Source organism: Caballeronia sp. GAWG2-1 (assembly GCF_023631405.1).
Classification (GTDB): domain Bacteria; phylum Pseudomonadota; class Gammaproteobacteria; order Burkholderiales; family Burkholderiaceae; genus Caballeronia.
Genome location: NZ_JALQDD010000011.1, coordinates 48,592 through 74,594 on the forward strand (window position 1 = coordinate 48,592; position 26,003 = coordinate 74,594).

Annotated in this window: 20 protein-coding genes; 2 read left to right on the forward strand and 18 right to left on the reverse strand. The window is 62.9% G+C overall.

Translation table 11 applies throughout. The features are described 5' to 3' along the window. Positions 1–27 precede the first annotated feature (27 nt). The 11 genes from NCR98_RS07590 to NCR98_RS07640 all read right to left on the reverse strand — a co-directional run bounded on the left by NCR98_RS07590 (position 28) and on the right by NCR98_RS07640 (position 13,175). A complete protein-coding gene (locus NCR98_RS07590; RefSeq protein ID WP_250525892.1) occupies positions 28–1,221 on the reverse strand; it encodes a cystathionine beta-lyase in 1,194 nt (397 codons plus the stop codon). A 121-nt stretch (positions 1,222–1,342) separates the two neighbouring features. After that, entirely contained in the window at positions 1,343–1,978 is a 636-nt protein-coding gene (locus NCR98_RS07595; protein WP_502799731.1) for a hypothetical protein, read from the reverse strand. A gap of 29 nt (positions 1,979–2,007) precedes the next feature. After that, positions 2,008–3,192, reverse strand: a complete 1,185-nt coding sequence (bktB, locus tag NCR98_RS07600; RefSeq protein ID WP_250525893.1) for a beta-ketothiolase BktB — start codon at positions 3,190–3,192, stop codon at positions 2,008–2,010. A 30-nt stretch (positions 3,193–3,222) separates the two neighbouring features. Then, positions 3,223–4,149: a sugar kinase gene (locus NCR98_RS07605; protein WP_250525894.1), complete on the reverse strand. Its 927-nt coding sequence runs from the start codon at positions 4,147–4,149 to the stop codon at positions 3,223–3,225. 3 nt (positions 4,150–4,152) lie between these two features. Beyond that, positions 4,153–5,541, reverse strand: coding sequence for a 30S ribosomal protein S12 methylthiotransferase RimO (rimO, locus tag NCR98_RS07610; protein WP_502799732.1), 1,389 nt, complete (start codon positions 5,539–5,541; stop codon positions 4,153–4,155). 355 nt (positions 5,542–5,896) lie between these two features. Next, positions 5,897–6,472, reverse strand: coding sequence for a polyhydroxyalkanoate synthesis repressor PhaR (gene phaR, locus NCR98_RS07615; protein ID WP_244825315.1), 576 nt, complete (start codon positions 6,470–6,472; stop codon positions 5,897–5,899). Between the two features lie 170 nt (positions 6,473–6,642). Then, positions 6,643–7,383, reverse strand: coding sequence for a 3-ketoacyl-ACP reductase (locus tag NCR98_RS07620; protein WP_244825316.1), 741 nt, complete (start codon positions 7,381–7,383; stop codon positions 6,643–6,645). Positions 7,384–7,465: 82 nt separating this feature from the next. Beyond that, positions 7,466–8,647, reverse strand: coding sequence for an acetyl-CoA C-acetyltransferase (locus NCR98_RS07625; protein WP_250525895.1), 1,182 nt, complete (start codon positions 8,645–8,647; stop codon positions 7,466–7,468). Positions 8,648–8,702: 55 nt separating this feature from the next. After that, positions 8,703–10,793 carry a class I poly(R)-hydroxyalkanoic acid synthase gene (gene phaC / locus NCR98_RS07630; RefSeq protein ID WP_250525896.1) on the reverse strand — a complete coding sequence of 697 codons (2,091 nt, stop codon included), beginning with the start codon at positions 10,791–10,793 and terminating at the stop codon, positions 8,703–8,705. A 319-nt stretch (positions 10,794–11,112) separates the two neighbouring features. Then, positions 11,113–11,946 carry a peptidoglycan editing factor PgeF gene (pgeF, locus tag NCR98_RS07635; RefSeq protein ID WP_250525897.1) on the reverse strand — a complete coding sequence of 278 codons (834 nt, stop codon included), beginning with the start codon at positions 11,944–11,946 and terminating at the stop codon, positions 11,113–11,115. Beyond that, positions 11,943–13,175: an RluA family pseudouridine synthase gene (locus tag NCR98_RS07640; protein WP_250464949.1), complete on the reverse strand. Its 1,233-nt coding sequence runs from the start codon at positions 13,173–13,175 to the stop codon at positions 11,943–11,945. The genes pgeF and NCR98_RS07640 overlap by 4 nt, the downstream gene beginning before the upstream one ends. A gap of 292 nt (positions 13,176–13,467) precedes the next feature. Between NCR98_RS07640 and NCR98_RS07645 the strand changes: the two genes are divergently transcribed. Beyond that, entirely contained in the window at positions 13,468–14,271 is an 804-nt protein-coding gene (locus NCR98_RS07645) for an outer membrane protein assembly factor BamD (RefSeq protein WP_244828049.1), read from the forward strand. 96 nt (positions 14,272–14,367) lie between these two features. Here NCR98_RS07645 and yoaA read toward each other — a convergent pair whose 3' ends face one another. The 3 genes from yoaA to NCR98_RS07660 all read right to left on the reverse strand — a co-directional run bounded on the left by yoaA (position 14,368) and on the right by NCR98_RS07660 (position 17,797). Then, positions 14,368–16,596 (reverse strand): DNA repair helicase YoaA, encoded by a 2,229-nt coding sequence (gene yoaA / locus NCR98_RS07650; protein WP_244825321.1) that lies wholly within the window; start codon positions 16,594–16,596, stop codon positions 14,368–14,370. Positions 16,597–16,679: 83 nt separating this feature from the next. Continuing rightward, a complete protein-coding gene (locus NCR98_RS07655) occupies positions 16,680–16,901 on the reverse strand; it encodes a DUF465 domain-containing protein (protein WP_244825322.1) in 222 nt (73 codons plus the stop codon). A 44-nt stretch (positions 16,902–16,945) separates the two neighbouring features. Further along, complete coding sequence (locus NCR98_RS07660) at positions 16,946–17,797, reverse strand: colicin transporter (protein WP_250525898.1); 852 nt, start codon at positions 17,795–17,797, stop codon at positions 16,946–16,948. Positions 17,798–18,062: 265 nt separating this feature from the next. On the opposite strand from NCR98_RS07660, the gene NCR98_RS07665 reads away from it, so the two are divergent. Next, the gene (locus NCR98_RS07665; protein WP_250525899.1) at positions 18,063–20,411 is read left to right on the forward strand and encodes a Tex family protein; all 2,349 of its coding nucleotides are present in this window, start codon (positions 18,063–18,065) and stop codon (positions 20,409–20,411) included. Between the two features lie 72 nt (positions 20,412–20,483). On the opposite strand, the gene NCR98_RS07670 is transcribed toward NCR98_RS07665, so the two are convergent. The 4 genes from NCR98_RS07670 to NCR98_RS07685 form a co-directional block, all read right to left on the reverse strand. After that, positions 20,484–22,376 carry a potassium transporter Kup gene (locus NCR98_RS07670; protein ID WP_244825325.1) on the reverse strand — a complete coding sequence of 631 codons (1,893 nt, stop codon included), beginning with the start codon at positions 22,374–22,376 and terminating at the stop codon, positions 20,484–20,486. A 278-nt stretch (positions 22,377–22,654) separates the two neighbouring features. Continuing rightward, a complete protein-coding gene (locus NCR98_RS07675; protein WP_244825326.1) occupies positions 22,655–23,215 on the reverse strand; it encodes a phosphoribosyltransferase in 561 nt (186 codons plus the stop codon). Between the two features lie 104 nt (positions 23,216–23,319). Then, on the reverse strand, positions 23,320–24,666 hold the full coding sequence (locus NCR98_RS07680) for an adenylosuccinate synthase (protein ID WP_250492305.1): 1,347 nt from the start codon (positions 24,664–24,666) through the stop codon (positions 23,320–23,322). Between the two features lie 143 nt (positions 24,667–24,809). Then, a complete protein-coding gene (locus tag NCR98_RS07685) occupies positions 24,810–25,961 on the reverse strand; it encodes an ATP phosphoribosyltransferase regulatory subunit (RefSeq protein WP_250464955.1) in 1,152 nt (383 codons plus the stop codon). Positions 25,962–26,003 lie beyond the last annotated feature (42 nt).

Here is a 26,003-nt window from a genome sequence, read left to right on the forward strand (position 1 = left end):
GCGAGCAAGCGCCACCGGGCGAGCATCTCACCCCAACGCCTTCTCCAACGCCCTTTCCACGTCCGCCCTCAAATCGCTCTCGCTCTCCAGCCCGATATAAAGCCGCACCAGCACGCCCTCATGCGGCCACTTCGACGCCGTGCGCATCGACCGGATGTCGTAGGGCATCGCGAGGCTGTGCGCCCCGCCCCAGCTCCAGCCGATGGAAAAAAGCTCGAGCGCCTCGACGAACGCATCGACTTGCGCCGCGCCATGGCGCGCGTCGAACACGAACGAAAACAAGCCGCCCGCGCCGCCCGAAAAGTCCCGCTTAAAGAACTCGTGGCCAGGACAATCGTCCAGCGCCGGATGCAGCACCGCCGCGACTTCCGGGCGCGTCTTCAGCCATTTCGCCAAAGCAAGCGCGGAACGGTCATGGGCCTCGTAGCGCAGTTGCATCGTCGGCAAGCTGCGCAACACGAGCGATGCATCGTCGGACGACACACCCACGCCCACCCGCATGCGCACGCGCTTGAGCTTCTTATGCAGCTCGAAATCGCGAACGATGCTCGCGCCCATCAGAATGTCGCTGCCGCCCGACTGATACTTCGTCAGCGCCTGCACCGAGATATCGACGCCATGTTCGAACGGCTTGAACGCGAGCCCCGCCGAATACGTGTTGTCGATCGCCGTCACGATGCCGCGCGCGCGCGCCACGGCAACCATGACCGGCACGTCCTGAACTTCCATCGTCACCGAGCCGGGCGCTTCGAGCCAGATGAGCTTCGTGTTGTCACGGATGTCATCGGCAATGCCCGCGCCCTTCATAGGATCGTAGTAGGTCACCTCGACGCCGAAGTCGCTCGCGAGCCAGTCTGCGTGATCGCGATTCGGTCCATACACGTTGTCCGGCACGAGCACGTGATCGCCCGACTTCACCAACGCGAAGTACACGTTCGAAATGGCCGCGAGCCCGGACGGTTGCAACAGTGCGTGCTCGCCGCCTTCGATCGTCGCAAGCCGCTGCGCAAGCGCGACCGTCGTAGGCGTGCCGTGCAGCCCGTAGCGCCATTTCGAATCGTCGCTCCAGACGAGTTCGCGCATGGTGGCGAGGTCCGGAAACACCACGGTCGAGGCGCGCGTAACCGGCACTGAAAAGGACTCGAAGCCCGGCGTGATGCGGTCATCTGGCTGGACGATACGGGTTTGCAGGTCGCGTTCGGAGTTGCTTGAATCGGTCATGTCGAAGCAGAGTTGGGTGGTTGATGCGCGGGAGTGTCGCCAACGCTCGGCCGAGGAATATAAGTGGGAAGGTTCGCGATGGGCGTCGTGTCGAGCACTGACGCCCGCTTCGAAACGACCATCACTCACCGATGATCACGTTACTCGTCCCGCCCACCGCATTACGCGGCGGCGCAGGTTCGAGCGAAGGCGCGGGCGGCGCACTGCGCGTGAGCGGCGCACCCTGCACAGCGGGCAGCGTCGCTCCCGCCACCGCTGGACGAAGATCGAATGGCCTGGAATTGGAATCGTCCGGGTCCATGCGCTCGCCCGACACGCTGCCATCCGCCGCGAACTTTCCCACCCAGTTGCCAGTGATATGCGTGCCGTCGTTCGATTCCTCGATCTCCAGCGTATCGCCATCGCGATCGCCAGCAACGAGGATCACCGACGGGCTGTCCGCGAACCGATACTCGCCATGCACGCCCGAGGGATCGTCGGTCTTCGCGCCGAGCCTCATTTCGATTTGCCGGTCGCCGAGCGTGCCGACATAACGCGGAAAGCGCGCGTATTGCGGGTTCGGCGTGAGCGGCTTTTGCGGCGGCAAGGCAAGCGTTTCGATAGCCTGCTGCGCGCCATGCGACTCGCCCTTCGCGCTGACAGGCGCATTCGCCGCGGCCGTCGACGCATCCGGCGGCATTGGCGAATTACAGCCGGCAAACGCGAATGCGGCGCCTGCGATCGTCGCCCAGTGCAAGCGCTTCATTGTTTCGATCATCCTTCGTTCCTTGACCCAAGCTCCGAGCGTCAGATGCGCTCGAAAATCGCCGCGATACCCTGACCGCCGCCGATGCACATCGTCACGAGCGCATACCGCCCGCCAATGCGCTGCAACTCGTACAGCGCCTTCACGGTGATGAGCGCGCCCGTCGCGCCGATCGGATGCCCAAGCGAAATGCCCGAACCGTTCGGATTAACCTTCGCCGGATCGAGCTTCAGTTCCTGCGTGACCGCGCAGGCTTGCGCGGCGAAGGCTTCGTTCGCTTCGATCACGTCGAGATCGGCGACGCTCAGTCCCGCGCGCTCCAGCGCCTTTTGCGTGGCGGGAACGGGGCCAATGCCCATGATTTTCGGATCGACGCCCGCATGCGCGTAAGCGACGAGGCGCGCGAGCGGCTTCACGCCGCGCTTCTCGGCGACGCCGCGCTCCATCAGCACGACAGCCGCGGCCGCGTCGTTGATGCCCGATGCATTGCCCGCCGTGACCGTGCCGTTTTCCTTCGCGAACACAGGACGCAGCTTCGAAAAATCTTCGGCCGTCGCGTTCATGCGCACGTGCTCGTCGCGATCGAAAACGGTGTCGCCCTTCTTCGATGCCAGCGTGATCGGCAGAATCTGTTCCTTGAAGTAACCGGCTTCGATAGCCCGCGCCGCGCGCCGGTGCGATTCGAGCGCGAGCGCGTCCTGCGCCTCGCGCGTGATGCCGTACTTGTTCGCGACGTTCTCGGCCGTCACGCCCATGTGGATCTTGTCGAACGGGTCGTTCAACGCGCCGAGCATCATGTCGACGACGCGTGCATCGCCCATGCGCTGGCCGAAGCGCGCGGCGGGCATGACGTAAGGCGCGCGGCTCATGCTTTCCGCGCCACCGCCGATGGCGATCTTGGCGTCGCCCAGCAAGATGGATTGCGACGCGGACACGATGGCCTGCAAGCCCGAGCCGCACAGACGGTTTACCGTGAGCGCGGGCGCGTGTTGCGTCACGCCGCCGTCGAGCGCGGCCACGCGCGCGAGATACATGTCACGCGGCTCGGTCTGGATCACGTTGCCGAACACGACATGGCCGACCTCGTCGCCCTGCACGTTTGCACGCGACAACACTTCGCGCACCACGCGCGCGCCGAGATCGGTCGGCGTGAAATCCTTGAGCGCGCCGCCGAAGTCGCCGATTGCCGTGCGTACACCGCTTACCACCACTACTTCTCGCGTCATGTTCTTGTCTCCTGAGTTTGCGTGGGTCTTTTACTCCGCGAGCGCGGACTCCACTGTCTTTCTGGTCGGAATCGGGGCTACCGCGCCGAAGCCTTGCGTCGATAACGCCGCCGCCACGTTGGCATAACCCGCCGCCGTAAAAGGGTCGTCACCCGCGACGATACGCGCGATGAACGCGCCGCCGAAGCAATCTCCGGCGCCGGTGGCATCGACCGCGTTCACGACGCGGCCCGGCACCACGCGCCGCTCATTGGGTGTCGCGATATACGCGCCTTCCCGGCCGAGCTTGAGCGCGACGACTTTCGAGCCGAGCGAGAGCAGGAAGTCGACGATGGCGTCCTTGTCTTCATGGCCCGTGATGACGGTCACGTCGTCCCAGCTCGGCAGGCAGATGTCCGTCATGCGCAGCGCTTCGAGCATCACCGCGCGGGCGCGCGCGAGCGGCCACAGCTTCAGGCGCAGGTTCGTGTCGAAACTCACCTTTGCGCCGTGCGAGCGCGCGTGATCCATCGCGGTAAAAGCGGCATCGCACGCGGATACGCCGATTGCGAGACTGATTCCCGACAGATGCACGACCTTCGCCGCCGCGATCGCGTCGAGCGGCAGATGCGCGCTCGCATAACGGCTCGCCGCCGAACCCGCGCGCAAGTAATCGAAGCGATGCCCGCTCTCGCCGTGCGACACGAAATAAACGCCCGTGGGCGCGGTATCGTCGATACGCACCGTCGATGTATCGACATTCTCCGTGCGCCAGAGATCGAGCAGCAGTTGCCCGAACTGGTCGTTGCCGACGGCGGACACGAAGCCCGTCGACGCGCCTTGCCGCGACGCCGCGATCAGAAAGTTCGAGACATCGCCGCCGAAGCCTTGCAGATAGTTCGGCTGATTTCGCGTCGACTGGTTGAACTCGATCATCGCCTCGCCGAGCGCGAGCACCGAAGGCATGGAATGCGCCATGACTTATACCTCGCCCCAGAGATCGTGGCCGTCCGCGCCGGTGATCCTGACGGAGACGAAGTCGCCGGCCTTGTAGCGCTTCGACGCCTTCGTCGCCGGCGCGATATACACCACGCCGTCGATTTCCGGCGCATCCGCCGCCGTGCGGCCAACGCCGCCGTCCGTGCTCACTTCATCGACGAGCACGCGCAGCGTCTTGCCGACTTTCTTTTTCATGCGCGCGGCCGACAGTTCCTCGGCCAGTTCCATGAAGCGCGCGCGGCGTTCCTCGCGGACTTCGTCGGGCAGCGCGCCATCGAGTTCGTTGGCCGTTGCGCCTTCGACCGGCGAATACGCGAAGCAGCCGACGCGGTCGAGATCCGCCTCGCGGATAAAGTCGAGCAGCGTTTGAAACTGCTCCTCGGTTTCACCCGGAAAGCCCGCGATAAAGGTGCTGCGGATGGTCAGATCGGGACAAATCTCGCGCCACGTCTTCACGCGTTCGAGCACTTTCTCGGCATTGGCCGGGCGCTTCATGCGCTTCAGGACTTCGGGATGCGCATGCTGAAACGGCACATCGAGATACGGCAGAACGTGGCCGCGCAGCGGGCCTTCGGCCATCATCGGGATGACTTCGTCGACGCTCGGATACGGATACACGTAATGCAGACGCACCCACGCGCCGTATTGCGACGCGAGCTCGCCGAGCGCGCCGACGAGTTCGGTCATGCGCGTCTTGATAGGCTTGCCGTCCCAGAAGCCGGTGCGGTATTTGACATCGACACCGTACGCGCTCGTGTCCTGCGAGATGACGAGCAGTTCCTTCACGCCAGACTTGAACAGATTTTCGGCTTCGAGCATGACTTCGGCGATGGGGCGCGAAACGAGATCGCCGCGCATCGAGGGAATGATGCAGAACGTGCAGCGATGATTGCAGCCTTCGGAAATCTTGAGATACGCGTAATGACGCGGCGTGAGCTTGATGCCCGCGGGCGGCACGAGATCGGTGAACGGATCGTGCGGCTTGGGCAGATACGAGTGCACGGCGTTCATCACTTCGCTGGTCGCATGCGGACCGGTGACGGCGAGCACTTTCGGATGCACTTCTTCGATGAGCCCCGTGCCGCTCGCGCTCTTTTTCGCGCCCAGGCAGCCCGTCACGATGACCTTGCCGTTCTCGGCAAGCGCTTCGCCGATGGCGTCGAGGCTTTCCTGCACGGCTTCGTCGATGAAGCCGCAGGTGTTGACCACGACGAGGTCGGCGCCGTCATAGGTGCCGGAGATTTCGTAACCTTCGGCGCGCAGCTGAGTCATGATCTGCTCGGAATCGACAAGGGCTTTCGGGCAGCCGAGACTGACCATGCCGATGCGCGGCGCGGGCGTGCTAGTACTTGATTTCAAAGAAGTATTCACGGGGACATCCGGAGAAAGACGCGCGCGGGCGACAGCGCGTGCCTCGGTCGAGGCGAATCTCGTATTTTAACCGGTTGTGGCGTGGAGAATCACTGACGGCCGGCCGCATACATCTTCACAGACGATTTCTCCCACGCGCGTATTAACTGGACGGGCGAGATTCCTGCCTGCGTCGAGAAGGGCGATTTCCTCAAGCGCGCGTTGCGCTGTCCGGTCAATGACGCACGATGGCGCCAGCACGCAGTCACCCGCGGCGGCTTCATGGCATTCGGCGAAGTCTCGGCGGATTTTCAAGCGCATCCGCCGCTCGGCGCGGCGGTCGCTGAGTCGGCCCGTGCGCTCGGGCCATGAGCGCCTATTTCTTCTCGGTCGTCGGCGGCACGACAGGCGTCGGAAACGGAAACGTGTTGAACATCGTTTTCGCCTGGGTCTGCATCTGCTCCTGCATCTGCACGAACATGTTCTTCGACTGCTCGATGTAGCTCGTCATCATGCCCTGCATCATCGGCGCCTGCATGTTCATGAATTGCGACCAGACTTCCGGATTGAGCGCGTTGCCGTCGTAGATGCCCTTGCTCTGTTCGGACAGCTTCTGCTGGATGTCGATGAACGCCTGGATATTCTTCTCCAGATACGTGCCCATCATGCCCTGCATGGCATGGCCGTAGAAGCGGATGATCTGCGAGAGCATCACCGATGAAAACATCGGCAAGCCGCCGCTCTCTTCCTCGAGAATGATCTGCAGGAGAATGCTGCGCGTGAGGTCGTCGCTCGACTTCGCGTCCAGCACTTTGAATTCTTCCTGATCGAGCACGAGCTGCTTCACATCCGACAACGTGATGTAGGTGCTCGTTTCCGTGTCGTAGAGCCGCCGGTTAGGATATTTTTTGATGAGTCGTTCGGCGGATTTCTTTGTAGTAGTGGTGGTCATTTAACGCCTTTAAACGCAGGACTTTACTGCGGTGCCAGCCGCCACGGCTTGCATTGTCGCAATAAAGCGTTGCCGCCAGTTCGCCGCGTCGTTGATCTATCCGGCAAGCAGCAGCGTCCCTCTTCACGCCTTCACGCCTTCGCGCCTTCCGTGAGGGACGCCGCCGCCCGTCAGCCCATGTGCAAGCCGCCGTTCAGCGAGAAATCCGCGCCGGTGGAGAATCCCGATTCATCGGAAGCGAGCCACGCGACGATGGAGCCGATTTCATCCGGCGTGCCGAGCCGGCGCACGGGAATGGTCGCCACGATCTTCTCCAGCACTTCGGGGCGAATGGACTTCACCATCTCCGTGCCGATATAACCCGGCGACACCGTGTTGACCGTCACGCCCTTGGTCGCCACTTCTTGCGCCAGCGCCATCGTGAAGCCATGAATACCGGCCTTCGCGGTGGAGTAGTTCGTCTGGCCGAACTGCCCTTTTTGACCGTTCACCGACGAAATATTGATGATGCGCCCGAAGCCGCGCTCGACCATGCCGTCGATCACCTGCTTCGTCACGTTGAAAAGACTCGTCAGGTTGGTGTCGATGACCGCGGTCCAGTCTTCATGCGTCATCTTCCGGAACACGACATCGCGCGTGATGCCCGCGTTGTTCACCAGCACGTCGACTTCGCCGACTTCCGCCTTGACCTTGTCGAACGCGTTCTTGGAAGACTCCCAGTCGCCCACATTGCCTTCCGACGCGATGAAATCGAAGCCGAGCGTCTTCTGGTCTTCCAGCCATTTCACCCGGCGCGGCGAGTTCGGGCCGCAGCCCGCGACGACCGTGAAGCCATCCTTATGGAGGCGCTGGCAAATGCTCGTGCCAATTCCGCCCATCCCGCCGGTTACATACGCTACGCGCTTTGTCATTCCTCACTCCATTTTCGTTATGCGGAACGGCGTTCGAACGACGCCTTCCGCTTGGCCCTTCCCATGCCTTCGGGTGTTGCGCTCAGTCACGCTCGAGCGCAAGCGCCACGCCCATGCCGCCGCCGATACACAGCGACGCCAGACCCTTCTTCGCGTCGCGCTTCTGCATTTCGTGCAAGAGCGTCACGAGAATGCGGCAGCCCGATGCACCGATCGGATGGCCAATGGCGATTGCGCCGCCGTTCACGTTGATCTTCGACTGATCCCAGCCCATTTGCTTATGCACGGCAAGCGCCTGCGCGGCGAAGGCTTCGTTGATCTCCATCAGGTCGAGGTCGTTCACCGACCAGCCCGCGCGCTCGAGACAACGCTTCGATGCAGGCACGGGACCCATGCCCATGACCTTGGGATCGACGCCCGCATTCGCATAAGCCTTGATGCGCGCAAGCGGCGTGAGACCGAGCGCCTCGGCCTTCTTCGCCGACATCACGACGACCGCGGCCGCGCCGTCGTTGATGCCCGATGCGTTCGCCGCCGTCACCGTGCCTTCCTTCGAAAACGCGGGCTTGAGCGTGGAAAGCGCTTCAGCCGTCACGCCGTGGCGCACGAATTCGTCGGTGGCAAACCGCAGCGGCTCGCCCTTGCGCTGCGGAATGGACACCGGCACGATCTCGTCGTCGAAGCGCCCTTCCTTCTGTGCCTTCTCGGCCTTGTTCTGCGACAGCGCCGCGAACTTGTCCTGGTCTTCGCGCGAGATGCCGTATTCCTTCGCGACGTTCTCGGCGGTCGTGCCCATGTGGTAGTTGTTATAGACGTCCCACAGGCCATCGACGATCATGGAGTCGATCAGCTTGGCGTCGCCCATGCGAAAGCCGTCGCGCGAGCCCGGCAGCACGTGCGGCGCCGCGCTCATGTTTTCCTGACCGCCGGCGATGACGATATCCGCATCGCCCGCGATGATCGCGTTGGCCGCGAGCATCACGGCCTTCAAACCCGAGCCGCAGACCTTGTTGATCGTCATGCCCGGAATCATGTCGGGCAACCCTGCCTTGATGAGCGACTGGCGCGCCGGATTCTGTCCCGAACCCGCGGTCAGCACCTGACCCAGAATGACTTCGCTCACCTGATCCGGCTTCAGTCCCGCACGCTCCAGCACCGCGCGAATCACCGTTGCCCCCAGTTCCGGCGCCGCGATCTTCGCGAGCGAACCACCGAACTTGCCGACCCCTGTACGCGCGGCCGATACGATCACTACGTCAGTCATTTCAGTTTCCTTTGGCATCAAATGAATTCGGTTATGCGTGCGACTTCGCGCCGTGTCAGAAGTCGCGCTCCAGCACGTAGCGTCCGGGCGCGGGCTCGATCACCGGATAAGTCTTCGAGCCTTGCGACGTGCCCGCCTTCACTTCCTCGCCCGCGTTTTGCGCGAGCCATGCGGACCACGTCGGCCACCAGCTTCCCGGATGTTCCGTGGCTGCCTCGAACCACGCGTCGGCGGTTTCGGGCAGGCGCTCCTCATGGCTGTCGAGCATCCAGAAACTGCGCTTGTTCTTCGACGGCGGATTGATCACGCCCGCGATGTGCCCCGACGCGCCGAGCACGAACTTTTGCGGGCCCGTGAGAATGGGCGCGGATGCATACGCGGACTTCCACGGCACGATATGGTCTTCGCGCGAACCGTAGATGAAAGTGGGCAACGAGAGCGTCGACAGATCGATCGCCTCGCCGCACACCGTCAGCGCGCCCGGTTCGCGCAGCTTGTTCTCCAGATACGTGTTGCGCAAATACCAGACGCACATCGGACCGGGCAAGTTGGTCGAGTCGCTGTTCCAGAACAGCAGGTCGAAGGCTTGCGGCGTGCGTCCCTTGAGATAGTTGTCGACGACGTAATTCCACACGAGATCGTTCGGCCGCAGATACGAGAACGTATTGGCGAATTCGATCCCGCGCATGAGCCCGGCGGGCGCGCCGTTCTTGCCGCCGATCGACTGCTCGCGCATCTGCACGTGTGCTTCGTCGACGAAGACGTCGAGCACGCCGGTGTCGGAAAAATCGAGCATCGAGGTGAGCAGGGTCATCGACGCGGCCGGCTCTTCGCCGCGCGCCTTCGCTACCGCGAGCGCCGTCGCCAGAATGGTTCCGCCGATGCAAAAGCCGAGCGTGTTGATCTGCTCCTCGCCCGTGATGTCCTTGATGACGCCGATGGTTTCGAGCACGCCCTGTTCGACGTAATCGTCCCATTCCTTCGCGGCGAGCGATTGATCCGCATTGCGCCACGACAGGATAAAGACTTGCTGCCCTTGTTCGAGCGCATAACGCACGAGCGAGCTTTCAGGCTGAAGATCGAGGATATAAAACTTGTTGATGCAAGGTGGCACGATCAGCAAAGGCCGCGCATAAACCTTCGGCGTGAGCGGCTTGTACTGGATCAGTTGCACGAGTTCGTTCTCGTACACGACCGAGCCTTCCGTCGAACCGATGTTCTTGCCAACCGCGAAGCGCGACTCGTCCGACTGCGAAATCTTGCCGCGCTGCAAGTCGTTGAGCAGGTTGAGCATGCCCTGGCGCAAGCTCTCGCCCTTGCTTTCGATGAGCGTCTTCTGCGCTTCGGGATTGAGCGCGAGATAGTTGCTCGGCGAAGCCGCAGCCGCCCATTGCTGCACCGTGAAGCGGATGCGTTCGCGCGTCTTGGGATCGCTCTGCACGGCGTCCGCGAGTTCTTGCAGATAACGCGCGTTCAGCAAATACCACGCGGCCGTGAAGGCATATGCCGGCGTGTTCTGCCACGTGGTGTCGGTGAAGCGGCGGTCCTTGAGCGATGCAGGGTCGATGCTCTGCTCGCCCGCCTGCTTGAGCAAAGCGGCGGCATCGCGCGAATAATTGCTTTGCAGTTGTTGCAGACGCTCGGGCGCGATGGCTGCCGTCGGAATCTTCGGCAACGTAGGCAAGCCCTGCATCGACGCGCCGAAGCCCGGCATGCTGCTCGCGAGCTTGGCGAATTCGGCCAGGCCGTTCATCTTCGCGAAGTCGGGCATTTGCGGCATGACGGTTGGAACCGCGCCGAATGCATTCGGAAATGCACCGGGCAAACCCGCACCGGACAAACCCGGAAACGCGCCCAAGCCGGGAAACGAACCAAACGAACCGAACGCTCCGAGCGGCGGCGCGCTCGCGCTATTCGCAGCGGCTCTGTCATTCGTCTGCGCGTTGGTTTGCGCGTTGGTTTGCGCGTTGGTCTGGGGATTGAATTTCGCCCATTGCGCGGGATCGGCGACCGAGCGCCACGCGTTGAGCCATTGATCGAACGCTTGCTGTACGCCTGTCGGATCAGCGGGAACTTCAGCCGTCGAACTGCTGGCAGTACGGGAGCGGGCGGAGGACGCAGAGGAGGAACTAGATTTGGAAGCCATACCCGCTTTTGACCTGTAAGTCTCGCAAGACTGATTGCTGATGCAGGCATCGCCGGGCTTGTCTCAACCAGCGCGCAAGTGTCGATGCGCACTCTGCGCGCCACAAGAGTCACCTAGCTACGCCGTGCCCGATTGAATGAATTCCGGGAACATTCTTGCTCTTAGGACTCAGGCATGTCAATGCTTCACCTGATTTTGCCGCAGTGCGATATTTTTTTAATTATCGTTTTCCCCATGCGAGATATTGCATTCGCATGGGCTTACGCAAGTTCCTGCGACTTAAAGCTGGCAGTTGTCGCTGAATGCAGATGACGAGCAGTTAATCGCCAAGCCAGATCATGGCGGCCATGCGCCCTGTCACGCGATCGCGACGATACGAATAGAAGCGTTCTCGCTCGCTCACCGTGCAGTGCGTACCGCCATGAACGCGCTTCGCTTCCACGCCGATATCGGCTAAACGCAAGCGCGCAAGCGTATAGATGTCGGCGAAGTATTTGCCTTGTGCGCCGGTCGGCTTGAACGCTGCCGCGGTGAGGTCGCGTTGATCCGCATTCGCGATCGACACGAAGGCATCGAGCACGTCCTCGCCCACTTCGAATGCAGCGGGACCAATGGCCGGACCGAGGTAAGCATTGAGGCGCGATGTTGGCACGCCCGCGAGTTGCGCCACCCGCGCGCCCGTCTTCTCGACGATACCGCCCGCAAGACCTCGCCAGCCCGCATGCGCGGCGCCGACCGCGCGGCCTTCGTCGTCGCAGAAGAGGACCGGCAAACAGTCCGCCGTCATCACCACGCAGACGACGCCCGGCCGGTCGGTCACGCTCGCATCGGCGCGCGTTGGACCGGCTGCGCGGCGCTCGATGACCGCGTGCGCATCTTCAACCGTCGTGCCGTGAATCTGTTCGAGCCACGCGGCTTGTCCGATGCCCGTCAACGCCAGCGCGCGACGGCGATTTTCAGCGACGGCATCCGGCGCATCGCCGCTCGACAAACCAAGATTGAGACCGCCCGCGCCCGGCGTGCCGCCACCGAAAGGCGCCGCGCTCACGCCGCCCGCGCGAGTCGTCACGAACGCATGCACGCGCGGCGAGACGCGCCATTGCGGCCACACGCAATCATCCGCGCTCAATGTGACGTCAGTGCGATGGGTCATGCTTCGTCGTCCTCGGCATCGGCATCGTGTTCGCCTTCTTCGTCGTCGTATTCGTCGTCCCAGTCTTCGCCGTCGTCCATTTCATAGACTTGCGGGAAGTCGTCGTCTTCGTCTAGTTCGACTTCGTCGTCGCGCCCGAAGCCGAGTTCCGTGGCGAGCTTGGCGAGATCCTCGGGCACGTCCGCGCGCCAGTGCACTTGCTTGCCCGTTGCCGGATGAACCAGACCGAGCCGCCACGCGTGCAGCGCCTGACGCGCGAAGCCGTCGGGCAGCGGCGTCACCGAACGCCGGCCGCGTATGTGACCGTAGACCGGATCGCCCAGAAGCGGATGGCCGCTCGCCGCGCAGTGCACGCGAATCTGGTGCGTGCGGCCGGTTTCGAGATCGCAATGGATCGCGCTCACGGGCTGCCCGTTCCACTGCGTCCGGTCGATGGTGCGAAAGTGCGTGCGCGCCGGTTTCCCCGATGCGCCTTGAACCACGGCCATGCGCGTCCTGTCGCGCGAATCGCGGCCGATGGGCGCGTCGATGGTGCCGTCGTCCGGCATCCTGCCCCACACGAACGCGACATAGCGGCGCTTCACCGTGCGCGCCTGCAACTGCCGCACGAGGTCGGTCTGGGCTTCGAGCGTGCGCGCGACGACCATCAGCCCCGAGGTCTCCTTGTCCAGCCGATGTACGATGCCCGCGCGCGGCAGCCCCGCCGCCGCATCGCCATAACGATGTAGGAGACCGTTGAGCAAGGTGCCGCTCCAGTTCCCCGCGGCGGGATGCACGACCATGCCGGCGGGCTTGTTGATGACGACGAGCGTTTCGTCTTCGTACACGATGTGAAGCGGCACCGGCTCGGGCGTGAACGCGAGTTGCTCGGGCAACAGGTCGGGCACGAGCGCGATGGTCGCGCCAAGCGGCACGGGCTGGCGCACCTTGGCGCTGGCGCCATCGACGAGCACGCGCCCTTCCTCGATCCAGCCTTGCAGACGGCTGCGCGAAAACTCGGGGAAGATCTTGGCCAGCACCTTGTCGAGCCGCTCGCCTGCGAGTTCATCCGGCACGCGCGCCTCGCGCGGCGCTTCCTCGTTGCGATGCCGCGCTTCCTTGCCGCGATGCGGCGTGCCGGCATCGGGCGCATGCGCGTCCGAATCGGTAGAAGCTGCGTCGTCGGGCTTGGCGCTTCGGCTATAATCTTTGAGTTGGTCTTTGGTACGGCGTGTACTTGAGCGGGTCATTTGAACGGGATATCGGGTTGTACCCGGTGAGTCAGTCCTCATCTCGGGCTGCAGTTCGGGACATTGCGCAAGACGTTCTTTACAGCGCGCGACACTGCCGGGCAAACTTCAATGCAGGCAACGCAAGGAAGCCGCGCCAGACCGTTGCGGACCGGGAAACCGGGCGGAATTCGAGGGATATTCAAACGGAAAATCCCGAGCGAAAACCGCACCGGACACACAGCTAGACATAGCGAGATTCAGCCAGGAACAGCAAGCACTAATGCGAGCCTTCAACACCATTCATCAATCGATGCAGCAATCGATCAAGTATCTGGCGCTGGGCGCGAGCGTCGCCATTGTCACGGCCTGCCACGGCTTGCCGGAGAAGACCGACGAAACGGCTACGTGGAACAACAACAAATTATATACGGAGGCCCAGGACGCGCTTTCAGGCCGCGACTGGGGCAAGTGCTCCAAGTATTTCGAAGCGCTCGAAGGCCGCGATCCGTTCGGTCACTTCGCGCAGCAGGCGCAGATCAACGTGGCTTACTGCAACTGGAAAGACGGCGAGACCGCATCGGCGGATCAGGCGATCGACCGGTTCATCAAGCTGCACCCGGATCATCCGGACATCTCTTATGCCTACTACCTGAAAGGCATGATTCACTTCAACGACGACCTCGGACTCTTCGGCCGCTTCTCCGGCCAGGATATGAGCGAGCGCGACCCGAAGTCGCTGCGCGAGTCGTATGACGCGTTCAAGGTCGTGGTCGATAAATATCCGCAAAGCAAGTATGCGCCCGACGCCGCGCAACGCATGCGCTATATCGTGAACGCGCTCGCTTCGCACGAAGTCCACGCGGCGGATTACTACTATCGTCGCGGCGCGTATGTCGCGTCCATCAACCGGGCGCAACTCGCCATTCGCGAATACAAGAACGCGCCGGCCACCGAAGAAGCGCTGCATCTCATGATGCTCTCATACGAGAAGCTCGATCAGCCGCAACTCGCCGACGACACCAAGCGCGTGCTTGCCGCCACGTTCCCCGACAGCCCGTATGTCACGGGCAAGCGTCGCGCGAGCGCGGAAAAGGCGTGGTATCAGATCTGGTAAGCAGAACGCGAGATCGTTCGGCTGGTCAGGCAAAAATGGGCGCTTCGGCGCCCATTTTGTTTGTCGATCAACCGCTCCCGCGCCCTGCTGCAAGCCTTACTCGGCAAGCTCCGCCGACGCGTCCGCCGCTTCGCTGAAAAACGCCCGCGCGACTTCCAGTTCACGCGTGCGCTTGAACGGCGGCAGGCTTTGCCAGATGCGTCGGCCGTATGGTTTATCGACGAGCCGCGTGTCACAGATCATGAGCACGCCGCGATCCGTCTCCGCGCGAATCAGCCGCCCCGCGCCCTGCTTGAGCGTGATGACGGCCTGCGGCAACTGATGCACGGCGAACGGGCTCAAGCCTTTCTTCGTGAGCGCGTCGAGGCGCGCGGCAAGCACGGGATCGTCGGGCGGCGCGAACGGTAGTTTGTCGATGACCACGAGCGAAAGCGCATCGCCACGCACGTCGACACCTTCCCAGAAGCTCTGGCTGCCGACGAGAATCGCATTGCCATACGCGCGGAAGCGGTCGAGCAACTCGGTACGGCTCGCGTCGCCCTGCACGAGCAGCGGATTGTCCCAGCCGCGCCGCTCGATCACGTCGCGCAGACGCTGGGAGATGCGATCGACCGCGCGCAGCGTCGTGCACAGCATGAACACGCCCCCACCCGATGCCTCGATCACCGGCAACGCGGCGTCGAAGACGGCGTCGGTGAACTGCGGCGAGGACGGCTGCGGCAGATTGCGCGGCACGTACAAAAGGCCCTGCGACGGGTAATCGAAGGGACTCGGCAAGGTCATTGAGCGGCGCGCGTTCAAACCCATTTGCGCCGCGTAATGCGTGAAATCGCCACGCACCGAAAGCGTCGCGGAGGTGAAGATCCAGGCACGCGGCACGCCCGCGCGCTGCTTCGCGAAGATCGGCGCGACCGACAGCGGCGTCTCGTGCAGTTGCACCGTGTGCGAGAACACTTCGATCCAGCGCACCATCTCGTTGGGCTCGTCGCGCGCGGCTTCGGCGGCGGTATCCGCGTCTTCGACCACTGCACGTTCGAGCGCGGTCGGCGGCTTGGTCCAGCCCGACAAAAGCCCTTGCAATTCGCGCGCGCGCCGCACCAGCGCCTGCAGCGACTCCGCGCGCTCGCCGTGTGCGCCGAGCGCGGCCGTGAGTGCATCGAGATGGGTTTGTAGCGTGTCGAGCGCCTCGAAAAGCGGATGGCCATCGGCGAGTTGGCCGAGCGAGAGGCGAATCGAATCTTCCCGGAATGCGAGCCGCAGGTCGCGCGCCGCGCGTTCGAGCGCCGCGCCGAGCTTGGTCCAGTCGGCGGCGTCGCGAGCGTGGGACAAACCTTCGGCCACCGCATCGCGGGCGAGTTCGAGCAGTTGCGTGGTCGAAAGCGTCTCGCCGAAAAAGAGCGTCGCCGTCTCGGGCAACTGATGCGCCTCGTCGAAGATGATGGTGTTCGCCATCGGCAAGAGTTCGGCCATGCCGGTGTCGCGCAGCATTACATCGGCGAAGAACAGGTGATGGTTCACCACCACGATGTCCGCCTGTTGCGCTTCGCGGCGCGCCTGCATCACGAAGCAATCCTTGTAATGCGGGCAATCTTGTCCGAGGCAATTGTCGCGCGTGGACGTGACCATCGGCCAGACGGGCGAGTTCTCGGGGACACTCGCAAGTTCGGCCTTGTCGCCCGTGCGCGTGATCTTGGCGAAGCGCACGATCTCCTGAAGATGCGACGTGTCCTGACGCGTCGGCAGCCGCCCGTTGTCGGCGGTGCGTTCGAGATAGTAGTGGCAAAGATAGTTGGCGCGGCCTTTCAGCATCGCGACGGTGACCGGCACGGCGAGCGCGTCGCGCACGGTCGGGATATCGCGCTGAAAGAGCTGATCCTGCAAGTGTTTGGTCCCGGTCGAAACGATGACCTTGCCGCCCCACAACATGGCCGGAACGAGATAAGCGTAGGTCTTGCCCGTGCCCGTTCCCGCCTCGACGATCAGCGTGTTCTCGCCGCCATCGACGGCGCTCGTCGCGGTGGCAATACCCACGTCGTCGGCGGATGCCTCGTCTATCGCATGCGGCTTGTCCGATGGCCCGAGCTTGCGCGCCGGGCGGCGCTGCAATTCGAACATCGCGGGTTCGGGCATGGCGCGGCCGGACGCTTCCATCGCGGCGGCGACGGAGCGCGCCATGTCGATCTGCGACGCGCGCGGCCGATAGCCGTCGATCGCGCGCGCGAGAAGGCCTTCGGCGGAGAAGATGGCGTCGAGTTCCGTGCGGCGCTTGTCCGTGAGTTCGAGCGCAGCGCTTGCGCTGTCGCGGGGTTGTGCGGGTAAGTTCAAGGCGGGGCTAGATCCTGCGGTTGCGGTCACGGCGCATGGCGGCGCTTTGCTGCCTCAAGCGCCTCGACCCGCGTCGATGCGCTTCAATGCGCGTCGCCGTCGAGCTGCAGTTGCAGCAGAAGTATGGTGTCTTTCACCTTGAGCTTGCGCTTTTTCAAGCGCCTGAGCTCGAGGTCGTCGATACCGCCCATCTTGTCGATGAGCGTGGACAAGCCGTGATGCTCTTCCTGCAATTGCGTGATGCGATCGCGGAGCACGGTGGCATCCACGGCGGGTTGTCGGGGTGCGTTCAAGCGCTGCTGCATGCTCGCCTCCTTTCATCCTCATCGCCCGGGCGGTGCCTTGGGCGTCACTTACCTGGTTGCTGCTGTTGCTGCTGTTGCGCCTGCTGGGCTTGCTGTGCCTTTTCCTGCTGCTTGCGCGCGGCTTCTTTCTGACGCGCCTCGACTTCCGCGCGATGCTGCGCGGCATCGCGTTGTTTCTGTTCGTAACGGTCCGCCTTCTGCTCGCGGTCCTGCGCGTCCTGCACGCCGCGTGCGCGCGCTTCCTCGAGTTGCCGCTGATAGTCCGCCTGCTTGCGGTCGTACGCGGCCTGATTGGCCGCGCGCTGCGGCGCCTCGGCCTGACGTTGCGCGGCGGACAGCGCGTTCTGACGCTGCTTTTCCTCGTAGGACTGCTGGCTCGACTTTTCGCTGGCGGCGCGTTGCGGCGCTTCCGCATCGTATTGTGCCTGCTTGAGCGCGGTCTGTTCGTCGCGCTGCTTCGTGCGCTCGGCGCGTTGTTCGTCGTCGAGAGCGAGCTGCTGCTGGCGAATCTGCTTGCGCTCTTCACGCATGGCCGTGCGCGCGTTGTCGAGACAGTGGTTCACGAAGAACTTGCCGTAGCAGTCGTGTTCCTTGACGCCGTATGCGTAGTCGTTCTGCGCGGTGCGTTTGTCGAGCGCCTTTTGCCGGCGCGCGTTGTCGGCCTTGAGCGCGTCTTCGGCGCTCGGCTCGGCACTGACCATGGCGGATGAGGCATCGCCGAGCGGCGTGGCGCGCACCGACGTGGTGGGGTCGATGCCCTTGGGCGTCTGCGCGATGGCATTCGGCGCGAGAACGAGCGTGCACAGAAACGCGCACGCGGCGCAGATGGACGCGAGCGAGGAAAGGCGAAGTTTGGGCAAATGAATGGACGGCAACGTGATAAAGACCCGATGCATTAAGCGATGCAACGACAGACGCAATGCAGCCTGCGCGATGCCGAAATTCTATCACCGTGAACCGGAGCCCTTCTCCATTTATGGCAAAATCCCCCGCTCAAGCAACCCGGCCGCAACCGGCAGCACGCCCGCTTTGCGAGGCGCAAGAAGTAGTCAGCGCGCACCAAGCGGGACACAGGGCGTAAAGCGCGCAACGCGTCGCACGAGATGCGCGCCCTGCGTCTTGCCGTTGCACAAGGCCAGCAGAGAGCAGACAGCGCAGACCATGACGCAAACCGTAGCACTCAAGATCGTACAGCGCATTGCCACCGAGCTTACCGTGCAGCCGCGCCAGGTGGCCGCCGCCGTGCAGCTTCTCGATGAAGGCTCGACTGTCCCGTTCATCGCCCGGTATCGCAAGGAAGTGACCGGCAATCTCGACGACACGCAACTGCGCACGCTCGAAGAACGCCTCCTGTATTTGCGCGAACTCGAAGACCGGCGCGCCACGATTCTTTCGAGCATCGACGAGCAAGGCAAGCTCACCGACGAACTGCGTACATCGATCGAAGGCGCGGACAGCAAGCAGGTGCTGGAAGACCTGTATCTGCCGTATAAGCCGAAGCGTCGCACGCGCGCGCAGATTGCTCGCGAAGCCGGCCTGGAACCGCTTGCACAGGCGCTCCTTGCCGACCCGACGCTCGATCCGCAGAGCGAAGCCGCGAAGTTCGTCGATACGGAAAAAGGCGTCGCCGATATCAAGGCCGCGCTCGACGGCGCACGCGATATCCTGTCCGAGCAGTTCGGCGAAACGGCCGAGATTCTCGGCAAGCTGCGCGAGCACCTGTTCAACCAGTGGCTTGTCATGTCGACCGTGGTCGAGGGCAAGCAAGGCGAGGAAGGCGAAAAATTCCGCGACTACTACGACTACAGCGAAACCATCCGCACGGTGCCATCGCATCGCGCGCTCGCGCTGTTCCGTGGCCGTAACGCGGGCGTCCTGAGCGTGAAACTCGGGCTCGGCGAGGAACTCGACGCACAAACGCCGCATCCGGGCGAAGTGATGATCGCGCAGCACGTGGGCATCGCCAATCGCGGCCGCGCGGGCGACAAATGGCTCGCCGACGTGTGCCGCTGGTGCTGGCGCGTCAAGGTGCAGCCGCATATCGAAAACGAACTGCTCACCAAGTTGCGAGAGGAAGCCGAGCACGAAGCCATTCGCGTGTTCGCGCGCAATCTGAAGGACTTGCTGCTCGCCGCGCCCGCTGGCCCGAAAGCCGTGATTGGCCTCGATCCGGGTCTGCGCACCGGCGTGAAAGTCGCCGTCGTCGATCGCACGGGCAAGGTGCTGGCCACCGACACCATCTATCCGCACGAGCCGCGCCGCGATTGGGACGGTTCGCTCGCGAAGCTCGCGCGCATTGCCAAGGCGACGCAGGCAGAGCTCATTTCCATCGGCAACGGCACGGCATCGCGCGAAACCGACAAGCTCGCGAGCGAGCTCATCGCGAAGCATCCCGAACTCAGGTTGCAGAAGATCGTCGTCTCCGAAGCGGGCGCGTCGGTGTATTCGGCTTCCGAACTCGCGGCGAAGGAATTTCCGGACCTCGATGTTTCACTGCGCGGCGCGGTTTCCATTGCGCGCCGTCTGCAGGACCCGCTCGCGGAACTCGTCAAGATCGACCCGAAAGCGATCGGCGTCGGCCAGTACCAGCATGACGTGAATCAGCGCGAACTCGCACGCTCGCTCGATGCGGTCGTCGAAGATTGCGTGAACGCCGTCGGCGTCGATGCCAACACGGCTTCGGTCGCGCTGCTTGCGCGCGTATCCGGTTTGAACGCGACGCTTGCACGCAATATCGTCGATTATCGCGATGCCAACGGGCCGTTTGCGTCGCGCGAGAATTTGAAGAAGGTGCCGCGTCTCGGCGACAAGACGTTCGAGCAGGCCGCGGGTTTTCTGCGTATCAACAACGGTGAGAATCCGCTGGATCGCTCGTCGGTGCACCCGGAAGCGTATCCGGTCGTCGAGCGCATTCTCGCGAAAATCAAGAAGCATGTCGGCGATGTGCTCGGCAAGCGTGAAGCGCTCACGGGCCTCTCGCCCACCGAATTCGTCGACGACCGCTTCGGTCTGCCGACCGTGCGCGACATCCTCGCCGAATTGGAAAAGCCCGGCCGCGATCCGCGTCCGGAGTTCAAGACTGCGACGTTCCGCGAAGGCATCGAGAAGATCGCCGATCTCGAACCGGGCATGGTGCTCGAAGGCGTGGTGACGAACGTCGCGGCGTTCGGCGCGTTTGTCGATATCGGCGTGCATCAGGACGGACTCGTGCACGTTTCCGCGCTGTCGACGAAGTTCATCAAGGACCCGCATGAAGTCGTGAAGGCAGGCCAGGTCGTCAAGGTGAAGGTGCTTGAAACGGATGTGAAGCGGCAGCGCATCTCGCTGACCATGCGTCTCGACGATGACTTCGCGCCGGCAGCGGCAGGCAGCGGCGCGCCTTCGCAACCGCGTGCAGGCCAGCAGGACCGGCGCGCGGGCGGCGGGCGCGATGCGCGTTCGAATAATCAGCGCCGCGAGCCGGAACCGGGTGGCGCGATGGCTGCTGCTTTCGCCAAGCTCAAACGCTGACAGCCGGCACGCTTCAAACAAAAAACCCACGCTTTGCGGCGTGGGTTTTTTGTTTCCGGGAGCAAGCGCTCGTCAGATTTCGATCTTCGTGCCCAACTCCACGACGCGATTGGCCGGAATGCTGAAGAAGTCCGTCGGCTTCGCGGCGTTCTGATGCATCCACGCGAACACGCGCTCGCGCCACACCGACATGCCCGGCAACTCGGTCGGCACCACGGTTTCACGCGCCATGAAGAACGACGTGTCCATGAGTTCGAACGTCATTGCGTGCGTGCGCGTGATCTGTTCGAGCACGGCTTTCACGTCCGGCGTTTCATTGAAGCCATACGCGGCCTTCACGAGAAAGAGCCCGCCGCCAACGTCCTTCACTTCCATGCGATGCGCGCCATCCACATACGGAATATCGCGCGTGATGAAGTTCAAAAAAATGGTGCGCTCGTGCAACACCTTGTTGTGCTTCAGGTTGTGCAGAAGACTCACGGGCACGAGCGAATCGCTGCCTGTCAGGTAGATCGCCGTACCCGACACGCGATGCGGCGGATGCGCGAGCAGCCCTTGCAGGAACGGCATGAGCGGAATACCGTCGGCGGCCGTGCGATCCTTCACGATCATGCGGCCTTTGTACCAGGTCATCAGCAGGAAGAAGAGTATTCCGCCGATGCACAGCGGCAGCCAGCCGCCCTGCCCGATCTTCAAGAGACTCGCGCCGAAGAAGCCGATGTCGATCGTGAGCAGCACCGCGATCAACGCGCCGACGAGCCAGCGGTTCCAGCCCCAGAGATTGACCATCACCACCGAGAGCAGGATGGTCGTGACGAGCATGGTCGCGGTCACGGCCAGTCCATAAGCCGCCGCCAGATTCTCCGAACTCTTGAAGCCCACCACGATGCACAGAATGATGAAGAGCAGCATCCAGTTGACGAGCGGAATATAGATCTGCCCGATCGCCAGTTCCGACGTATGCAGGATCTTCATGCGCGGCACGTAACCGAGCTGAATAGCCTGACTCGTCAGCGAATACGCGCCCGAAATCACTGCCTGCGATGCAATCACCGTGGCGACGGTGGAAAGGATCACGAGCGGGAGCAAGGCCCAGTCTGGCGCCAGCAAGAAGAACGGACTTTCGATGGCCGACGGCGTATGCATGAGCAACGCGCCCTGCCCGAAGTAGTTCAGCAGAAGCGACGGCATGACGAGCGCGTACCAGCCGCAGCGAATGGGCTTCGCGCCGAAGTGGCCCATATCGGCATAGAGCGCTTCCGCGCCGGTCAACACCAGCACGACCGAGCCGAGCACGATGTAAGCCTGCAACACGTGCGAGGCCATGAAGGAGATTGCATAGTACGGGTTGAGCGCGACCAGCACGCCCGGTGCGAGCACGATGTGATAAGCGCCCAGCACGGCGAGCGTGATGAACCACACCAGCATGATCGGGCCGAACAGCTTGCCGACCACTGCCGTGCCATGGCGCTGAATCCAGAACAGCAGGACCAGGATGACCATGGTGATCGGCAGCACGTAAGGCGACAGCTTCGGTGCGGCGAGTTCCAGCCCTTCCACCGCCGAGATGACCGACATGGCGGGCGTGATGACCGCATCGCCATAGAACATGCAGGCGCCGAAGATGCCTAGCATCAGCAGCACGCCCGACATGCGGCCCGGCTCCTTCACGCTGCGCAGCGCGAGCGTCATCATGGCGAACACGCCGCCTTCGCCATTGTTGTCGGCGCGCATGACGAAGAGCACGTACTTGACCGCGACCACCATGACGATGGCCCAGAAGAGCAAGGAGATGACGCCGAGAATGGACGCCTCGGAAAGCGCGATGCCGTGCGACGGGCTGAACGCTTCCTTCAGGGAATAGAGCGGACTCGTACCGATGTCGCCAAAGACGACGCCAATGGCGGCGAGCGCAAGAGATGGCAAAGGCTGTTTATGCTCTTGCGCGTGAGTCATGTTAGTCATAAAAGCGAGATGTCCGTCCAGGGCGGAAAGAAACGAACGCCATTCTATCTAACGTCGCGTGCAAAAACGCTGCCTCTCGTATTGCCCGATTGCCCGGCAACACGCGTGTGTGAGTTTAGCATCGCGTTCGTGCGCGTCGGCTGAACGATTCAGGGCGCTTGGCTGCATCTGTGAAATTAGGTGACCCAAAGCAAAAACGCCGTTGCGCCCGGCATGAAGCGGGACGAACGGCGTCTTGCCCGTTATCGGGCAGCAAGAACGAGGCGACGAAGTGGCGCTCACTCGCGGCTGTTCTGCAGGCCCCGCTTGATCCAGGCGCCGAGATTGTGCGGCCGTACCGTGTCCCACTCCTCGAACGGTTGATGAATCCACGGATTGGTTTCGAGAAACTGCACGTGATAGTCGGGCGTAACCTTCGAGCACGCCTTGTACCAGAGCACGGCCGAGCGCACCGCCGTAATGGCCGGATAGCGCTCCTTCAGATGCTCCTGCACGCGCGCGAGCGTAACGCCTGAGTCGACCAGATCGTCCACCAGCAAGACGTTGCCGGACAACTCGCCGCGCGTCATGGTGATGTACTGCGCGATGTCGAGATCGCCCTGCTCCGTGCCCGCGGCTTCGCGATACGAACTCGTTGCGAGAATGGCGAGCGGCAAGTCGTAAATGCGCGAAAGTTGGTCGCCGACGCGCAGCCCGCCGCGCGCCAGACACAGGATCTTGTCGAACTTCCAGCCTGAGTCGTGTACTTTGAGCGCGAGGACTTCGATCAACCGGTGATATTCATCCCAGTTGACCCAAAGATTTTTGTCGTCGTTGCGCGGGTCCGTCATCGCGATCATGGTAAGACTCTTTCAAATACGTACTACGGGTTATATATGAAATGTGGCCGCAAGGTAGCGGCCACATTCTTTACAGCGTCCGGCTCAGGTTGAAACGCTCGCGCTCAGACCTTGAACGGATGACGCAACAGGATGGTTTCATCGCGGTCCGGTCCGGTCGACACCATGTCGATGGGCACGCCGGCAACTTCCTGCACGCGCACGAGATAAGCACGCGCGTTCTCGGGCAGACTGTCCCATTGCGTGATGCCGATGGTGCTTTCCTTCCAGCCGCCGAAGGTCTCGTAGACCGGTTCGCAACGCGCCACTTCCGAGGCGCCGCGCGGCAGGATATCGACCTCTTTGCCGTCGAGTTTATAGCCTACGCACAGCTTCACTTCTTCGAGACCGTCGAGCACGTCGAGCTTGGTGATGCACAGCCCCGAAATACCGTTGATCTGAATGGAGCGGCGCAGCGCGGCGGCGTCGAGCCAGCCCGTGCGACGCGGACGACCCGTGACCGAACCGAATTCCTTGCCGACGGTCGCCAGGTTCAAGCCCACCTGGTCCTGACGTTGCGCGTTGTCGGCATCGTACAGTTCGCTCGGAAACGGGCCCGAACCGACGCGCGTGCAATACGCCTTGGTGATGCCGAGAATGTAGTTGAGCCGTTGCGGACCGATACCCGCGCCCGAAGTCGCCGCACCCGCGACGCAGTTGCTCGACGTGACGAACGGGTAAGTGCCGTGATCGACATCGAGCAGCGTGCCTTGCGCACCTTCGAACAACAGATTGCGGCCAGCGTGGTTTTCGTCGTACAGACGGCGCGAGACGTCCGTGACCATGGGTTCGAGACGCGGCGCGTAACCGAGCATGGTGTCGAGCGTTTGCTGGTAGTCCACTTCGGCCGCGCCCAGATACTTGCTCAGCACGAAGTTGTGGAAGTCCAGCACTTCGCGCAGACGTTCGGAAAACACCGGCACGTCGAAGAGGTCCTGCACGCGCAGCCCGCGACGGCCGACCTTGTCTTCGTATGCCGGACCGATACCGCGCCCCGTGGTGCCGATCTTGCCCGCGCCGCGACGCGCTTCGCGCGCCTGATCGATCGCGACGTGATATGGAAGAATGAGCGTGGCGGCTTCGGAAATGAACAGGCGTTTCTGAACGTCGATGCCCGCGGCTTCGAGCTCGTCGATTTCCTTGAACAAAGCTTCCGGAGACAACACGACGCCATTGCCGATATAGCAGGCCGTGCCCGCGCGCATGATGCCCGAAGGGATGAGGCGCAGAATGGTTTTCTTGCCGCCGATGATGAGCGTGTGGCCGGCGTTATGACCGCCCTGGAAGCGCACGACGCCCTGGGCGTGGTCCGTCAGCCAGTCGACGATCTTGCCCTTGCCCTCATCACCCCATTGGGTGCCCACCACGACGACGTTGCGCCCCGGGTTCACATTCACTGCACTGGCAGACATGTTGATTCGTTAGCTGGTTAAAAACGTATTTTACCTATGTTCGCCACAGGTTCCGAATTTTTCGGGATACGTCGGGGTTAGGAAATCGGCATCCATTCGTATGACGCGCGTCTCACTTCATGCGCCGCGCTCATGCGCCGCGTTCAGGCGCGCGCTTCGACGATCCATTGGCCGTCGCGCTCGATGAGTACGCGGTCGAAGGCGAATTCGTCGAGATCGTGCTCGTGGCCCGGCAGCGCCTGAATGACCACTTCGCCGGCATCGCGCAATGCGGCGACGGCGGCGCGTAGCGTGTCTTCGTGCTTCCACGGTGCAAGGATCGCGCTGCCGCGGGCATCGACGGGAGAAATACGCGCGACTTCACGCAGGTCAAGCGAAAAGCCCGTTGCCGGACGCGCACGTCCGTAGGCGAGCCCGACATCGTCGTAGCGGCCGCCATGCGCGACCGCGTTGGGCACGCCGTCGACATAGGCGGAGAACATCACGCCGCTGTGATATGCGTAGCCGCGCAAATCGGCGAGATCGATCATGAGTTCGGCGCCGTCGACCTGGCTTGCGAGAAACGCGAGATCGTCGAGCGCACGCGCGATGACCGGCAGATTCGGCAGACGGCCGCGCGCGGTTTCGAGCACCGAGGCGTCGCCGTAGAGCGTAGGCAGCGCGCGCAACGCTTCGCGCGGCACCTGGCCGAGATGCGCCGTGAGTTCGTTGATACGCGGCACATCCTTGCTCGCGAGCGCCTCATAGAGCGCTTCGCCAAGCGATGCAGCCGCCGGTTCCAGTTCCAGCAACGCGGCGAGCACGCCCGCGTGGCACAGATCCAGACGCACTTTCGTGAGACCCGCGAGATGCAGCGAATCGAGCATCAGTTGCTGGATTTCGAGGTCCGCTTCTAGCCCCGCGTGACCGTAGATTTCCGCGCCGATTTGAATCTGCTCGCGCGTCGCGTGCAGGCCGCGCGGACGCGTGTGCAGCACATTGCCCGCATAGCACAGACGCGTCACGCCATGCCGGTTCAAGAGATGCGCGTCGATGCGCGAGACCTGCGGCGTGATGTCCGCGCGCAAGCCGAGCGTGCGCCCGGACATCTGATCGACGAGTTTGAAGGTGCGCAGGTTCAGATCGCTGCCGCCGCTCGTCAGAAGCGATTCGAGATATTCGAGCATCGGCGGCATCACGAGCTCGTAACCGTACGAACGGAAACGATCGAGCAGACGGCGTCGCAACTCTTCGATCTTGCGGGCTTCCGACGGCAAGACGTCGGCGATATTCTCGGGAAGTAACCAGGTGGACATCGATACGTTTCCTACGGGGCGCGCGGCGCGTGACGCGGCGCG

What these genes read in the sequence shown, in the direction of transcription:
- NCR98_RS07605 (WP_250525894.1), bottom strand. Translation starts at nt 4,149, where the DNA reads ATGGCGCATTCCATGCCTTCGGTGCTCGCGCTCGGCGAGGCGATGATC.
- phaR (WP_244825315.1), bottom strand. Translation starts at nt 6,472, where the DNA reads ATGACCACCACTACTACAAAGAAATCCGCCGAACGACTCATCAAAAAA.
- NCR98_RS07620 (WP_244825316.1), bottom strand. Translation starts at nt 7,383, where the DNA reads ATGACAAAGCGCGTAGCGTATGTAACCGGCGGGATGGGCGGAATTGGC.
- NCR98_RS07660 (WP_250525898.1), bottom strand. Translation starts at nt 17,797, where the DNA reads ATGCATCGGGTCTTTATCACGTTGCCGTCCATTCATTTGCCCAAACTT.
- NCR98_RS07665 (WP_250525899.1), top strand. Translation starts at nt 18,063, where the DNA reads ATGACGCAAACCGTAGCACTCAAGATCGTACAGCGCATTGCCACCGAG.
- pgeF (WP_250525897.1), bottom strand. Translation starts at nt 11,946, where the DNA reads ATGACCCATCGCACTGACGTCACATTGAGCGCGGATGATTGCGTGTGG.
- NCR98_RS07595 (WP_502799731.1), bottom strand. Translation starts at nt 1,978, where the DNA reads ATGATCGAAACAATGAAGCGCTTGCACTGGGCGACGATCGCAGGCGCC.
- NCR98_RS07655 (WP_244825322.1), bottom strand. Translation starts at nt 16,901, where the DNA reads ATGCAGCAGCGCTTGAACGCACCCCGACAACCCGCCGTGGATGCCACC.
- NCR98_RS07640 (WP_250464949.1), bottom strand. Translation starts at nt 13,175, where the DNA reads ATGACCCGCTCAAGTACACGCCGTACCAAAGACCAACTCAAAGATTAT.
- bktB (WP_250525893.1), bottom strand. Translation starts at nt 3,192, where the DNA reads ATGACGCGAGAAGTAGTGGTGGTAAGCGGTGTACGCACGGCAATCGGC.
- NCR98_RS07675 (WP_244825326.1), bottom strand. Translation starts at nt 23,215, where the DNA reads ATGATCGCGATGACGGACCCGCGCAACGACGACAAAAATCTTTGGGTC.
- NCR98_RS07670 (WP_244825325.1), bottom strand. Translation starts at nt 22,376, where the DNA reads ATGACTAACATGACTCACGCGCAAGAGCATAAACAGCCTTTGCCATCT.
- NCR98_RS07645 (WP_244828049.1), top strand. Translation starts at nt 13,468, where the DNA reads ATGCAGCAATCGATCAAGTATCTGGCGCTGGGCGCGAGCGTCGCCATT.
- NCR98_RS07685 (WP_250464955.1), bottom strand. Translation starts at nt 25,961, where the DNA reads ATGTCCACCTGGTTACTTCCCGAGAATATCGCCGACGTCTTGCCGTCG.
- phaC (WP_250525896.1), bottom strand. Translation starts at nt 10,793, where the DNA reads ATGGCTTCCAAATCTAGTTCCTCCTCTGCGTCCTCCGCCCGCTCCCGT.
- NCR98_RS07590 (WP_250525892.1), bottom strand. Translation starts at nt 1,221, where the DNA reads ATGACCGATTCAAGCAACTCCGAACGCGACCTGCAAACCCGTATCGTC.
- NCR98_RS07680 (WP_250492305.1), bottom strand. Translation starts at nt 24,666, where the DNA reads ATGTCTGCCAGTGCAGTGAATGTGAACCCGGGGCGCAACGTCGTCGTG.
- NCR98_RS07625 (WP_250525895.1), bottom strand. Translation starts at nt 8,647, where the DNA reads ATGACTGACGTAGTGATCGTATCGGCCGCGCGTACAGGGGTCGGCAAG.